Source organism: Staphylococcus sp. HMSC065D05 (assembly GCF_001813195.1).
GTDB classification, from domain to species: domain Bacteria; phylum Bacillota; class Bacilli; order Staphylococcales; family Staphylococcaceae; genus Staphylococcus; species Staphylococcus epidermidis.
Map to the genome: position 1 here is coordinate 49529 of NZ_KV811769.1, position 14344 is coordinate 63872.

The 14344-nt window shown below is 30.8% G+C and carries 11 protein-coding genes and 1 pseudogene; 3 read left to right on the plus strand and 9 right to left on the minus strand.

Annotation, left to right across the window (positions count from 1 at the left end):
• Nucleotides 1-130: 130 nt before the first annotated feature.
• Nucleotides 131-949, minus strand: coding sequence for an SDR family oxidoreductase (locus HMPREF2897_RS09900; protein WP_002490675.1), 819 nt, complete (start codon nucleotides 947-949; stop codon nucleotides 131-133).
• A 318-nt stretch (nucleotides 950-1267) separates the two neighbouring features.
• Here HMPREF2897_RS09900 and ppx point away from each other — a divergent pair, with 318 nt between their 5' ends.
• Both ppx and HMPREF2897_RS09910 read left to right on the plus strand, forming a co-directional pair.
• Nucleotides 1268-2800: an exopolyphosphatase gene (gene ppx / locus HMPREF2897_RS09905; protein ID WP_002490615.1), complete on the plus strand. Its 1533-nt coding sequence runs from the start codon at nucleotides 1268-1270 to the stop codon at nucleotides 2798-2800.
• A 62-nt stretch (nucleotides 2801-2862) separates the two neighbouring features.
• Entirely contained in the window at nucleotides 2863-5028 is a 2166-nt protein-coding gene (locus HMPREF2897_RS09910; protein WP_070593093.1) for an RNA degradosome polyphosphate kinase, read from the plus strand.
• A 166-nt stretch (nucleotides 5029-5194) separates the two neighbouring features.
• On the opposite strand, the gene HMPREF2897_RS09915 is transcribed toward HMPREF2897_RS09910, so the two are convergent.
• Both HMPREF2897_RS09915 and HMPREF2897_RS09920 read right to left on the minus strand, forming a co-directional pair.
• Nucleotides 5195-6451 carry an acetylornithine deacetylase gene (locus tag HMPREF2897_RS09915; protein WP_002447145.1) on the minus strand — a complete coding sequence of 419 codons (1257 nt, stop codon included), beginning with the start codon at nucleotides 6449-6451 and terminating at the stop codon, nucleotides 5195-5197.
• An 88-nt stretch (nucleotides 6452-6539) separates the two neighbouring features.
• Nucleotides 6540-7232, minus strand: coding sequence for an SDR family oxidoreductase (locus tag HMPREF2897_RS09920; RefSeq protein ID WP_070593095.1), 693 nt, complete (start codon nucleotides 7230-7232; stop codon nucleotides 6540-6542).
• A 212-nt stretch (nucleotides 7233-7444) separates the two neighbouring features.
• Here HMPREF2897_RS09920 and HMPREF2897_RS09925 point away from each other — a divergent pair, with 212 nt between their 5' ends.
• Nucleotides 7445-7744: a DUF1413 domain-containing protein gene (locus HMPREF2897_RS09925; RefSeq protein WP_002447143.1), complete on the plus strand. Its 300-nt coding sequence runs from the start codon at nucleotides 7445-7447 to the stop codon at nucleotides 7742-7744.
• A gap of 282 nt (nucleotides 7745-8026) precedes the next feature.
• Here the strand turns inward: HMPREF2897_RS09925 and HMPREF2897_RS09930 are convergent, their stop codons facing one another.
• The 6 genes and pseudogenes from HMPREF2897_RS09930 to HMPREF2897_RS09955 form a co-directional block, all read right to left on the minus strand.
• A complete protein-coding gene (locus HMPREF2897_RS09930) occupies nucleotides 8027-8218 on the minus strand; it encodes a hypothetical protein (RefSeq protein ID WP_001831457.1) in 192 nt (63 codons plus the stop codon).
• A 122-nt stretch (nucleotides 8219-8340) separates the two neighbouring features.
• On the minus strand, nucleotides 8341-9906 hold the full coding sequence (locus tag HMPREF2897_RS09935) for a hypothetical protein (protein ID WP_070593097.1): 1566 nt from the start codon (nucleotides 9904-9906) through the stop codon (nucleotides 8341-8343).
• Between the two features lie 48 nt (nucleotides 9907-9954).
• Nucleotides 9955-10908 (minus strand): DNA cytosine methyltransferase, encoded by a 954-nt coding sequence (locus tag HMPREF2897_RS09940; protein WP_070593099.1) that lies wholly within the window; start codon nucleotides 10906-10908, stop codon nucleotides 9955-9957.
• 2 nt (nucleotides 10909-10910) lie between these two features.
• On the minus strand, nucleotides 10911-11978 hold the full coding sequence (gene dcm / locus HMPREF2897_RS09945; protein ID WP_070593100.1) for a DNA (cytosine-5-)-methyltransferase: 1068 nt from the start codon (nucleotides 11976-11978) through the stop codon (nucleotides 10911-10913).
• A 338-nt stretch (nucleotides 11979-12316) separates the two neighbouring features.
• Nucleotides 12317-12541: pseudogene (locus HMPREF2897_RS09950) on the minus strand (glycosyltransferase); the annotation flags it as partial.
• 231 nt (nucleotides 12542-12772) lie between these two features.
• Nucleotides 12773-14263, minus strand: coding sequence for a glycosyltransferase (locus HMPREF2897_RS09955; protein ID WP_070593102.1), 1491 nt, complete (start codon nucleotides 14261-14263; stop codon nucleotides 12773-12775).
• Nucleotides 14264-14344 lie beyond the last annotated feature (81 nt).

Sequence of the window (14344 nt, forward strand, 5' to 3'; positions counted from 1 at the left end):
AATAACAAAAATTAAATTTGTTAAAATGCTTCAATAAAAATAAACCTTATTTCGGTGATTGCCCGACAATATATTAAAACATGCCTGAGACAAGAAATGATGTCTTAGGCATGCTTTATTTTCAATAATTTTATTTAGTAGAGTTTTTCCAACTTTCATCACTTAACATTTCTCCAGGCCATGTATAAGCCATCACGCCACCATCGATACGAATAGTTTCACCAGTTATAAATGAACTATCATCAGAAGCTAAAAATGCTACAAGTTTCCCGACTTCATCCGGTGTTCCTAGTCGACCTAATGGTGTTACCCATTTTTGATTTTCTCGGAATGTTTGTCCGTCCTCTTCATCTGATGTACCTGCTAAATTATCAACAAGTGGTGTTTCGATTGTTCCAGGTGCTATGGCATTAGCACGAATATTTTCACGTCCATATTCTATAGCGATAGATTTTGTGAAATTAATGACACCACCCTTTGCAGCATTATACCCTGAACGGTATAAATCGGCAGCTTGTCCAGAGAATGAAGCTGTATTAATAATAGAACCACCTTGTTTCATCATTAAAGGTAATAAAAATTTAGTTACTAAAAACGTTCCTCTCATATCAACAGCCATAATTTTATCAAACACTTCAACTGGATACTCATGAATACGTCCGGCGCCATTATCTACACCCGCATTATTAAAAATAACATCTACATGTCCAAAGTCTTGTGCTATTTTTTCTGAGAATTGTTTGACTTGTTTATCATCTGAAATATCTACGCGATATGCAGTTGCTTTCCCACCATTATCATTAATAGACTGTACAGTTTCTTCTAATTGATCTGATATATCAAGCGCTAACACATGTGCGCCTTCTTTTGCTAACGCCACGGCTGATGCTTTCCCAATACCAGTACTCGCACCAGTAATCACTGCGATTTTGTTTTCTAAACGTTCCATCCAAAGTCACTCTCCTATCACTTGTACATACTTAATACAATTAAGTATCATGTTAGTTTAATTTTTCCACGATGTGAATCAACTTAAACAGTGATAAAAATAAGACACACGAAAAAAATAAATAGCTGAGTTAAGTTATACACTTATGTACTTTTCTTTTTACTAAAATTATATTTTTAAAAATTATAATTACTAATCAATCATCTTAAATATTTCAGAAAAATTAACTGTAAGTTCTTTTCAATTTATCTATATCATGTACAATAAAATTAAATAGGGATTATTTTAAACGCATTGTTTGAATAATAGGAGGCACACATGGAAGAAAGAATTGGTTTGATAGACATTGGTTCCAACACGATTCGACTTGTTATATTTGGCTACAATAAAAAAACTGGACTCAATGAAATACTGAATATAAAAACACCTGCACGATTAAGTCAATATCTCACAAAGTCCAATGAAATGAATGATGAAGGTATTCATGTTTTAAAAGAGACATTAAGCAGTTTTAGAAAAGTTGCAGATAAATTTAACGTTGATGCATTATATCCCATCGCAACAGCTGCTATTCGTCAATCTAAAAATCGTGAAGCTATCATTAAAGAAATTAAACAAGATATTCATATCGAAATTCAAATTGTACCTGAAGAAGATGAAGCATTTTACGGTTACTATGCGATTACACATACTACCGATATTGAAAATGGAATTTCTGTCGATATCGGTGGCGGTTCTACCGAAGTTACCCTTTTCAAAGATAAGCAACTTAAAGAGTCTCACAGCTTTCCATTCGGCGTGGTATCACTTAAGCGTCAGTTTTTTGGTGATAAAGAACATAATGACAAAACAGCCATTAAAAATATGGAACAGTTTTTACGTGAGCAATTTAGTCAGCTAGACTGGCTATCCAATCAACATATTGCGCTTGTAGGAGTAGGTGGTTCTGCACGTAATGTTGCACGCATTCATCAATCAGCACATGCATACCCTATCGGTGGCGTTCATAACTATACGATGACTTCGAAAGATATTAACAATGTTTATGATTTAATCCGTAAAAGTTCTCGCGATGAACTAACAAATCTAGACGGTTTAAGTCGCGACCGCGTCGATATTATTCTGCCGGCTATCTCCGTCTTTAAAACGCTTTTCAAAAAAATTGACGCCACACAATTCACCTTCTCAAGAAAAGGGATTCGTGAAGGATTTATTATGAACCACATCAGCAAACGATATCCTGATGAGTTTAATAAAAGTCACGTACGTAAAGATGCATTACGTCATTTAGCTAACGAATATCATATTGAAGAAACGAGTGCTAATCGTCGTGTGAAATTAGCACAATCCTTATTGAATCAAATTATAAGTGAACGATCACTTAATATTTCAGAAATTGAAAAAGAATTATTTATTGAAGGTGCCTACATTTATTATCTAGGTAGTTTTATTGATTCAGACTCAAGTTCACCACATACGTATTACTTAATCGCAAATTCAATGATTAACGGCTTTTCACATAAAGATCGTGTGAAATTAGCTTTGTTAGCTAGTTTTAAAAACAAATCTTTACTTAAATTTTATTGCAAAGAAACACAGTGGTTTAGTAATAAAGAAATAGATACAATACAAGCTTTAGGGGGGATTATTAAATTTGCAAACACCTTGAATATCTCACATACTAGTTTTGTAGAGGAAGTTAAACTAAAAGCAAAGAAAGATGACAAATACGATTTAATAGTTTATTACAAAGGATCACCTATTGCAGAAGAATACCAAGCAAATCGTCAGAAAAAGCATATTGAGAAAATTTTAAAAGGTAAGGTTTCTATTATATTTACAAAATCTTAAAATTATTATGATATTTTAGATTGGTGCATTATAAAGATTAATTAATGAGGTGTATGTATAGTATGCAAACTCGATTGGGAGAAAAAGATATTAATTTACCACAGTATTACAACAATAGGGAGTTAAGTTGGCTAGATTTTAACTACAGAGTATTACAGGAATCATATGATAAAAATAATCCGTTGCTTGAAAAACTTAACTTTATTTCGATTTTCAGTTCAAATTTAGATGAATTCTTTATGGTTCGAGTGGCTGGGTTAAAAGACCAAGTCAAAATGGGATATGACAAACCTGAAAATAAAGCACAAATGACGCCTCAAGAACAACTTGATGCTATTAAAATTAAAAATACAGACTATGTGAACACTCAATATCAACGTTATAACGAATTAATTAAAGAATTAGCCAATTACGATATTGAGATGGTAAAACCTGAAGACTTATCAGATGCATTGATAGAAAAATTAGAACAAGAGTTCAAGTTAAGTGTCTTGCCGACACTGACTCCATTAGGTATTGATGCGTATCATCCATTTCCAAAGTTAAATAATAAAAGTTTAAATATTTTTGTTGATATCGATACGGAAGATGCCATTAATTCAGCTATCGTTCAAATTCCTTCATTAATTCCACGCTTTTTAACTTTAAATGAGGGTACAAAACAATACGTTGTCATGGTCGAAGATGTGATTACGTATTTCATCAATTATCTATTTACAGGATACGAAGTACTAAATACTTTTACTTTCCGAATAACACGTAATGCAGATTTAACCATTCATGAAGATGGTGCTGAGGATTTGCTTATAGAAATTGAACGTTTCTTAAAAGAACGTAAGAGTGGTTCCGCTGTACGTTTAGAATTAGATTGTCGCACTTCTGAAAAAGAGAATGTAGAATGGTTAATCAATCAATTAGAAATTGAAGATAATGATATTTATTATTTGGATGGGCCACTGGATTTAACATTCTTATTTGGATTGGTTGATCATCTATCTCATAAACTCAAGTATTTAACGTATGATAAATATACCCCTCAACCACCTAGATCATTAGGTAACAAGAATATCTATCAGTTATCATTAGAAAGAGATATATTCTTCCACCATCCGTATGAATCTTTTGAACCAATAGTTGACTTTATTCGACAAGCAGCAGATGATCCAAATACAATCGCTATCAAACAAACCTTGTATCGAGTGAGTAAGGATTCGCCGATTATTAACAGCTTAAAAGAAGCTGCTGAAAACGGCAAGCAAGTAACGGTGCTCGTAGAATTAAAAGCACGCTTTGATGAAGAAAATAACGTACATTGGGCACGTATGCTTGAAGATGCTGGCTGTCACGTTATTTATGGTATGACACATTTAAAAACGCATAGTAAAATTGCTTTAGTCGTTAAACGCATCAATAATGAACTGACGTCATTTGTTCATTTGGGTACAGGTAACTATAACGATAAAACTGCTAAATTATACACAGATATGGGTATCATCACGACAAATAAAGATATTGCTGAGGATGCAATTAACTTCTTTAATTACTTGAGTGGTTACTCAACAAAACCAGAATACAATAAATTGATTGTAGCACCATACGATATTCGAGACGTCTTCATTGATCGTATCGATAAAGAGATACGTAGTCATTTACAACATGGTAATGGTAAAATTATGATGAAAATGAACTCTTTAACCGATAAAACGATTATCGAAAAGCTCTTCGAAGCATCCCAAGCTGGTGTTAAAATACAACTCATCATTCGTGGTATCTGTTGTCTTAAACCAGGCATTCCAGGTATTAGCGAAAATATAGAGGTTGTTAGTATTGTGGGTCGTTTGCTTGAACATTCACGTATTTATTACTTCCATAATAATGGCGAGGCGCATATTTATTTATCTTCAGCTGACGTTATGACACGTAATATGATTAAACGTGTCGAAATATTATTCCCTGTTGAAGATAAATCAATAGGACAACGATTAGTTAACTATATGAATTTACAATTATCTGACAACCAAAAAGGTCGTTACCAAGATGCACAGGGCGTTTATCATTACGTCGAAAACAATTCATCACCTTTAAACTCTCAATCTTACTTGATGCAAGAAGCAATTAAGTATGGAGAAGAACTAAAAAAACAATCGGTACAACCTTCAGGACAACCCGTTCATTCTAGACGTGGTGGTAGTTGGATGCGAAAATTAAAAAACACATTTAAAAGATAAACTCACCTTGACAATTGTATTTTATATGAAATGAACACGAAAATAATAAATATCTTTTTATAACTATTCAACTTGTTATTCTTTATAATAATTAAGAGGTACAGAACACATCACTTTAACTCAACATTTTGAGAGTATAAAAGTCGTTCTTGTACCTCTTTTTTATCTATGATGATTTATAGGATTGTGGGTGTGCATACCACTCTTTTAAAAATGTATATAAAACATCACTATATTGTGCTAATTCCCTTGCTTTTATTTTCTCATCTACGCTATGTGCTTCTTCTAAACTACCTGGGCCATATAGTATTGTGGGAATGCCAAAATGTGCTGTCCAACCTCCATCAGTTACAGTTGTACTCATACCATGTTCAAGCTTTTTATTATGAATATATTCATGTGCTTTTTCTAATTGCTTAAAACCTGGATGATGTGTCGGCACAGTGAAACTTGGGAAGATTTCTCCTTTATCCTCAATCATGGATGTACCACCCCATTCAAATTCAAGTGGATTCTCTCTGAGCCATACATCTGCTTCTGCAACCTTATTTAAATATTTCTCTATTTCATCAACTACAGATTCATAACTTTCGTTCGGTAAGTAATGAACAGTAATCCATAATCGACATTCATCTGCAATAAATGCAGGATGACGTCCACCTTCTATGACAGCTGGGTTAATTGTATTCGCACCTGGCGGCATTCCAGGGCTCTTCTTCATGACAGCCCAATGTCTTTCAAGTTCATTAAGCGATTGAATCACCTTTGTCATTTTTTCAATGGCACTTGCACCAAACAAGCCCCCACCGGCATGTATCGTTTGACTACGCGCACCATCATGTATTGTATTCTTACTTTTAACTGTAATCCATCCAGTAATCACGCCACCTTGCCCAAGTGCTTGATTCTCACTCGTATCTAAGACAAGAGCTAAGTCACCTTTAGGTCCTATTTCACACGCACGTTTAGTCCCTGCTTCACCTACTTCTTCACCGACTACTGATTGAACAATAATATCCCCTTCTGGGCGTAGTCCTTCTTGATGTAATTGCTCCAGGACGTAGAATAACGAAGACATACCACCTTTCATATCGCTAACACCACGACCGTATAACCATTCATCTTTGTTGGTAAGTTTAAAAGGTGGATACTGCCAATATTGATCGTCATCTACAGAAGCTACATCAACATGCCCATTCAATATCAGTTTTGGCGCTTGAGGATTGTGTCCTTTTAAGGTTGCTACTATCACACTATCATTGTCATATAACTGTTCTCTTTGTATTGAAAAATCCAGTTGTTTAAGTAACGTTTCAATTTCATCTTGCAATGGATCTGTATTACGTCCAGGTGGACTTTCAGTATTAAATTTAACTAGCATATCTAAAATTTCAAATTGACGTTTATCCAATTGATATCCCATCCTTTGTATAAAGTGGTTGAATTCAAACGTAACAATTTAAGTGTAACATGAAACGAAAATGCTATTTTAAATAAAGAAATGTCACCATTTAAACAGGTCTTATCGTTACTTCATTAACATTAACGCGACTAGGTTGTGTTAAAGCATATACTACAGCATCAGCAATGTTCTGTGCTTCAAGTTTTTTACGTTCTCCAAAATCAGTACCTTCCGTCATAGGGGTATCAACCATTCCTGGTGAAATACTAGTCACTTTAACACCTGTACGTGCTAATTCTTTTTCAAGAGACTGTGTGATTGCATGTATTGCTGCTTTTGTCGCACCATAAACGGCATTCGTCTTTGTTGGTTCAAATCCTGATACCGATGCAAGATTGATGATATGCCCACTAGATTGTTTTAACAAATAAGGCAATGTTGCTTGTAAAACATGGAGTGTACCTTTAATATTTACATCTATCATAGTATCCCACTGCTCAACATTATAGTCTGTAATTTTAGATGATAAACTTTGACCTGCGCTATTCACAACAATATCGATATGACCAAAATGGTCTATTACAGCTTTTAACATATCATCTATGTTCGATTTTACAGTGACATCCGCTGAAACAACTTTAGCTGGGGTATTTAATTGCTGGGCTATTTCGTTTAAGCGTTGTTCGTTACGACCAACCAGAACTATTGATGCACCTTGTTGACTTAACTTTTTGGCAATCGCCTCTCCTATACCGCTACTCGCACCTGTAACGACTGCAACTTTCTCTTTTAACTTTGTCATACATCACTACTCCTTATCATAGAATTATTTTGAATATCTTTATCATAACGTTTTGTTAGAGAATAGGACATTAATGTGATTTATAGATCAACTTTAAACAAAAGGAATCAATCATATATTTAATTATAAAAATCATTTTATATTTAGTCATTTTCATTATAAAGTAAACATAGTAACTAAAGAATAAAAGTCAAGTTTTAGGAGGAACAGTAATGTCGTTTTATGAACGGGTATTAAAACTAAGTGAAAATAATCATCGTACTGCTTTTGAATTTCGTTTTGAAGAATTATTTTCAAAGGAAGAATGGTGCGCATTATCGCTAGCTGAACGTCAGGAACAAGAAAAAGCATTTAGATGCGAAGTGAACAAGCGAGACGATATACGTATACCATTTTCAAGTGAAAACGATGCTAAAAATAAGTTATATAATATTGTTTATGCTTACAATTCCGTAAAAAAGAACTTTAAACAGGCTGAACACTCTAGAAATCCTAGAGGTCGAAACGTTTAATAATTATCAAGACAGTTTGCATTGTGATGATTAAAATATGTTGGGAAATGAAAGATTCGATGTAATCATAGGATACTTCGTGTGAGACAATATGACACATTAAAAGAAATGTAAATCATCGTTGAATCACAGATCAAAAATGAAGACCATAACTCACAGGGGTAGTAAGTTACGGTCTCCTAACACATTAATTAAGATTTTAGGGGTATATAGAGTGTCAATTTTGCCCTCAATTACTCTTTGAGAGCAAGCGAGTTCAACATTGTGGGAGTGCGTCAAAAATCAACTTGTAACGAGGGCTTTGCGCTCTAAACTATAATAGTATAATCTTTCAGCATCAATATACGGGATAGAATCAATCGTCAAATAACCATCCTTGATGTCTCCAACCAACCCTTGGTTAACGCCTGTGTTTACATAGATGTCATAACTACTTACATCGGAGAAGATCAATTCTTCTATAGCATTTCTCATAGTCATCACCTCAATAATTTACTCTTTCCTTACACTTCATATACTACATCATTTTAAGTAAATTAAAAGTATTTTGTGATAGATTTCACAAAAGTATCACTAATTTACTTTTAATCAAAAATCTATCCTTTGGGTTTAAAAATTATATAATATTTTCCTTTACTCAATCCAGAACCTCTTGAAATAGAATAATCAGTAAATAAATCATTAGTTAATTGGCCATTTTTAAAAATATAGTGCGCAGGATAGGGTTCTTCATATAAACTTATTCCATTAAAAATCGCTTTCTTAATATCCAAATTATTATCCACAATATTTCTAATAATATTTGTCAGACTTTTTTTAACACTCTTAATTTGGTCGTAATCTTTCAAATTTAATTTATTATCTATTATTTTATAGTCGTTTAAAATACTTTCTATTTGATCAACTGATAAATTCATACCTTTAATAATAGCACTATTTTTGTCTAAATCTTTTACAGATAAAAATACACCTAATGACAAAATTCTCACATTATCAAAGTCTTTTAAAAGGTTTTCAAAAGTATTTAAAGTGAACTTTGCAATTGTATATTTTTTAGAATCTGCCCTTTTAACAGATATACCTGTATTTTTAATTATATTATGATCTATAGTATTTAAATTATCTTCAGTAAGGTTGTACTCTCTTTGTAATAAATAATCCTTTGATAATTTGGTTTCAACAACATATGCATCAGCTTTTGGTAATACCTTTTTATTGCTCAATCTAGATTTCACTTTTTTCGAGACTTTTACAACATATAGATTTTCATTACATTCTTTTAAGTTCATAATACTCCAAAATTTGTGCTTCTTATTTTTATTAAATGTTTGAGAAATATTAAATTCTTCTTTATCACCTGCATATGTACCTTTATTTAAAGTATTAGCTATATGAATTTCATCAAAGTCTTTTTCCATTTTAGTGTATTTAACTTGAAGCTGCCCTCTTCTTCCTTCAAGCTTTGGATTTCCATTTAAAGCTGAATTCCATGGTTGAATACTCATTCTACCAATTGGTAAAGCAGGAGTTTTTTTATTATTCTTAATTGCATTTTTCATATTATATTCAATAAGTTGTTCAACTGAAATCCAAGCCCCATTTTCAATAGTACCATGATAAACATAGTCTACCTGACTATTATGTCTACCAGTTACAATAAAATGACTAATTAATTGCTTTTCATGTTGACTTAAAAAGTTGCGAATCAAATCGACTTCTTGAGGATATTTATTCTTTAATTGAGATATACTAAATCTATCTTTTGGATTTCCTTTACCGTCTAGTGAACCATCTACCCATATAGCTAATCTAAATGCATTTTTTAATTCGTTATTTACTACAAAATTTTCATCTAAAAAATTTATGAAATCATCTATTTTTTCTTGATGCACACTATTACCTTTTCCCATTTTTATACTTATAAAAAATTTGCGCTCACTAAATTCTATTATTATATCTTGTTTAACTTTACCATCTTTTACATAATAAGCTTTGATTTTTGAATTATTCGTGAGTTCCGTTTTACTATCTTCAGAAATAAACTTAATAAAATTTTTCATATTTATATTTAAATCTTTATAGTTTTTTTCATCTAAATATTTAACTATTAATTCCTCATTCTTATTACCATGTAAATTTGATCCTTTTATTCTTTCTTCCATAAAAAAACACCTCCTATGCAAATATAACATAGGAAGCAATTAGTTTTATTATTTAATATTATTTAAACGTTCAATTAAATTATTAGAAATTTTTTCAACAATTGGAACAACTATACTATTACCTATTTGTTTATAGCTTTGACTATAATTTTCTTTTATTATGAAATCATCGGGAAATCCCATTAATTTTAAACATTCTTTTTCAGTCAGCTTTCTCTTCCATTTCACTATTACTGGAACATTATTACCTCCTGTTCCCATTTTAGCTGTTAAACATGGACTAATTCCATTAGCGCTAAAACTAACTTTGGACGGTCTTATATTATTAGCTATTATAATGTGTTCATTATTTTTATTTTTTTTCTTAAAGGTATCTATATGTTTTTTTACATTTTTAATTGCAACTTCACTTATTTGGTAATGGTTACTTTTAATAGGTGATATGACCTCATCTAAATAATAGGATAATTTAGAACTTTTAGGAAAAACTTCCTCAATATCAATAATATTAAATTTTTTCAAAACGCCAACACAATACCACCTATTCCTATTTTGTGGTACACCATAATGCTTGGAATTAAGCACCTTCCAACTAATTTTATATCCGGCATCTTTCAATGAATTTACAATGACTTCTAAAGTTTTACCATTATCATGATTAACAATGCCTGACACATTCTCTAAAATAAAAGCCTTAGGCTGTTTATATTTTAAAATTTTTAAAACCTCAAAAAATAGTGTCCCCCGAGCATCATTGAATCCTAATCGCTTACCTGCTTGACTAAAAGGTTGACATGGAAATCCAGCACAGAGTATATCATGGTCAGGTATGTCATCATGATGTATTTTAGTTATATCACCATATGGGTAATCGTTAAAATTTAACTTATAGGTTTCTCTGGCATACTTATCAATTTCACTTGAAAATACACATTCACATTTATTTTTTTCAAGAGCTAATCGAAATCCTCCTATACCAGAAAACAAATCTATGAATTTCATTTTTATTCTCCTAATATTTTATATACTTCATTAGCTATTGAAGTAATAACATTTATAGTAACAGCATTCCCAGCTTGCTTATATAATTGACTATCACTTAAGCCAGCTTTTTTTAAATTATAAAAAAATGAGTCTTGAAATCCCTGTAATCTAAAGCACTCTAGAGGAGTTAATTTTCTTATTAAATAATGACTATTTTTTTCAACCAGTATTTTAGCAGAATCTGTTCTAGCTAAAACGGTAGGAGCTAAACCATTTATAGAATAAACTCTTCTTTGTCTTTCATTATCATTATGCATGGATTTTGGGATATCAAAAAGTTTTATAATACCTTTATCTTTAACAGCTTCTTTTGTATATATTTTTTTAATATCTGATGTAGAAATATTATTTAAATAATATTTTGAATCAACAGAGTTTTCATTTTCTTTTATATCTTTAATAACATGAGACAAATTTTCTTGAGTATTTATATCAAAATTAAATTTTTTTATATTATTACAACTATTCACCTCATTTTTTAATGCATTTAATTTTCTATTACATTGATGATCCAAAATATATTTCTCTTTTTTGTAATTTAAAATACCTATTATATATATTCTTTCTCTGCTTTGTGCTGTACCAAAATATTTAGAATTTAATATTTTAAAGTCAATAGAATAATTCATTTCTGAGAGAATTGTTAAAATACGCTTTATCGTTTTTCCTTTATCATGAGATATTAGATTCTTTACATTTTCTAAAATTATAAATTTAGGACGTTTCCAATCCAAAATACGTGCAATATCAAAAAAAAGAGTACCTCTTGTGTCTTCAAATCCTAATCTTTTTCCAGCTATACTAAAAGATTGACACGGAAATCCAGCTGTTAATAGCTGATGATCTGGTATCAAAAATTCATGAACTTTTTTTATATCACCTTCTGGATAAAGACCAAAATTAGTTTTGTAAGAAAGTTTAGCAAATTTATCAATTTCTGAAGCAAAAACTACATTAGTATCTAATTTAGAAGATTTGAACCCTTCTTCAAATCCTCCAATTCCTGAGAATAAAGAAACTACATCCATGAGTACACCTCCAACAACATGAAAAAATAAGAAAAGTAAAAGTGAAAGAAGAATAATGTAAGCGAGGACTAAAAAGAATAACATTAATATAATACAATATAAACGTGTAATTTGTACAGTATACAAAATTTCTAATAGACATATTAAGATTATCCTAATAAATTTTGGAATTAATCATTTTTATCAACTCAAAGTATTTTTGCCATGTGATTTTATAAATCTATAGATTAAAACACACTGATAATTTTATTAATCTGTACATGTTTTTCATTCATTTAATTATTTCTAATGTCAGGAACTCTTATTATTTATAATTTCATACTATAAATGTTTCTTTGTTTGAATGGGTTTTTTATTATTTTATCCATATGGACTGCGAATACTTCAATGTTATCTGGCTCAACAAGATAACCATTTTCACCGTGCTCTATGATTTCATCAGGACCGTATCTTACATCATAAGCAATGACTGGGCAACCTACTTCAATACTTTCCATAACGGTTAAACCAAAACCTTCGTATTCACTGGTTAATAGTGAGGTCTTAGATTTTTTGAATTCTTCAAATCGAATTTATTAGACAAATAATATCATTTTTAGTTGTTCCAAACATACTATTCCTTCTCTATTATTAGTGAATATATGAGAAAAGATTAGATAAATTATTAAATTAATTTATCTTAATAATCTAAAAATACACGCTGTTTTTGATTATTAACAGCGTGTAGTTCAAAATAAATTGTAATTTAGTCTTATTGTTATTAATATTTTCTTATCCTATGAACCTTATTTAAATTACTTTACTCTCTCAAACAACTTCTGATAGTTATTCTTTGCTTGTTCATACTTGAGTGCATTTTTTGTTTCAACTTTTGTTAGTGGATTTTTAATTATTTTATCCATATAGGCTGCGAATGCTTCAATGTTATCTGGCTCAACAAGATAACCATTTTCACCGTGCTCTATGATTTCATCAGGACCGTATCTTACATCATAAGCAATGACTGGGCAACCTACTTCAATACTTTCCATAACGGTTAAACCAAAACCTTCATATTCACTGGTTAATAGTGAGGCTTTAGATTTTTTGAATTCTTCAAGTGGATGCTTGGTAAAATCATTTAAATCAACTTTATCTTCAATTTGATATTCTTTAACTAAATCTAGTATGACTTGTTTTTGATTTTGTTCATCTGCACCATAAATCGCTAATTTCGTTTGATGTCCATATTTTAAGAATTGATTATAAGATTTGATTAAATGGTCCACTTGTTTTTGTTTGCCTAGTCTACCAATAAATACAAATCTATCCTCTTTGTCTTGAGTATCTTGTTGTCCATAGCTTTTAATAAAGTGAGGTACAATCGATATTTTTTCATCGCTGATACCATATGCATGTTGAATATCGTCTTTTTGCATATGTGTGAGCAAGAGGTATTGAGCTACTTTATCAGAATTTTCCAGTGCAATTTTGTATGAAGATTTAATATGATCTCCATCGATGTGGCTATTATGAAATACAAGCACATTTTTTGTGTTCATACAGTTATTTAAAAGTGGTTTATCTAGAAGTCTAGCATCATTAAAAACAATATCATTTTGCTTAAAGCGATGTTCGAAATAATATTTAAAGAGATCTTTTTCGTTTTTAAAAGCCTTCATGATACGTTGATTTTTAAAAATTTGAATGAAATCTAATTCATTTGCCTTTTGAGAATTGAAAAATTTTTTACAGTAAATACTTCCCTCTGTGTCAAAATATTCTTCCAAAATTTTGTGATATGTGCGACTTGAGAAGTAAATCTTTCTATGCAATTGACCGAAGTGATTATATTCTCTACGTTCAATTTTTTTCTTAGAAATTGGTGACATCACGTCTTCAAATTCTATGATATTTGTATCTTCATAAAATTTTCGATATAAAACATAAGTTTCTTGATCATAATATCTCTTCACATTGCCATCATTGAATACTTTAGAAGTTAAACCTTCTATGTCTCTATCTTTTTCAGAGTAAAGAGTTTTTTTCTTAAATCTTGTTTTAGGTATTGAAAGTAATTTGAAATCAGATAACCAATCATATATATTTTCGATTTGCGTATTTTTCGTTATGAGTTGATTCTCTTCGAACTTTTGATAAACTTCATTATAATTAGCGTTATAATTCGTTGTTAATATTTTATTGTGAATGCCCATTTCTTTATCAAGAAATCGAATTCTTGTTAATAATGATTTAGTTCTTCCTCCGTGCACTAGGGGTAATGTGCTTGTTACCGTATATATCATTGTTTTAATCCTCACCTTTTAAGATGTATGCTATTTTATAGTTAATTATAAAAATATTGATGCATTTTGAAGCTAGAAATT

What these genes read in the sequence shown, in the direction of transcription:
- HMPREF2897_RS09900 (WP_002490675.1), bottom strand. Translation starts at nt 949, where the DNA reads ATGGAACGTTTAGAAAACAAAATCGCAGTGATTACTGGTGCGAGTACT.
- ppx (WP_002490615.1), top strand. Translation starts at nt 1,268, where the DNA reads ATGGAAGAAAGAATTGGTTTGATAGACATTGGTTCCAACACGATTCGA.
- HMPREF2897_RS09910 (WP_070593093.1), top strand. Translation starts at nt 2,863, where the DNA reads ATGCAAACTCGATTGGGAGAAAAAGATATTAATTTACCACAGTATTAC.
- HMPREF2897_RS09915 (WP_002447145.1), bottom strand. Translation starts at nt 6,451, where the DNA reads ATGGGATATCAATTGGATAAACGTCAATTTGAAATTTTAGATATGCTA.
- HMPREF2897_RS09920 (WP_070593095.1), bottom strand. Translation starts at nt 7,232, where the DNA reads ATGACAAAGTTAAAAGAGAAAGTTGCAGTCGTTACAGGTGCGAGTAGC.
- HMPREF2897_RS09925 (WP_002447143.1), top strand. Translation starts at nt 7,445, where the DNA reads ATGTCGTTTTATGAACGGGTATTAAAACTAAGTGAAAATAATCATCGT.
- HMPREF2897_RS09930 (WP_001831457.1), bottom strand. Translation starts at nt 8,218, where the DNA reads ATGAGAAATGCTATAGAAGAATTGATCTTCTCCGATGTAAGTAGTTAT.
- HMPREF2897_RS09935 (WP_070593097.1), bottom strand. Translation starts at nt 9,906, where the DNA reads ATGGAAGAAAGAATAAAAGGATCAAATTTACATGGTAATAAGAATGAG.
- HMPREF2897_RS09940 (WP_070593099.1), bottom strand. Translation starts at nt 10,908, where the DNA reads ATGAAATTCATAGATTTGTTTTCTGGTATAGGAGGATTTCGATTAGCT.
- dcm (WP_070593100.1), bottom strand. Translation starts at nt 11,978, where the DNA reads ATGGATGTAGTTTCTTTATTCTCAGGAATTGGAGGATTTGAAGAAGGG.
- HMPREF2897_RS09955 (WP_070593102.1), bottom strand. Translation starts at nt 14,263, where the DNA reads ATGATATATACGGTAACAAGCACATTACCCCTAGTGCACGGAGGAAGA.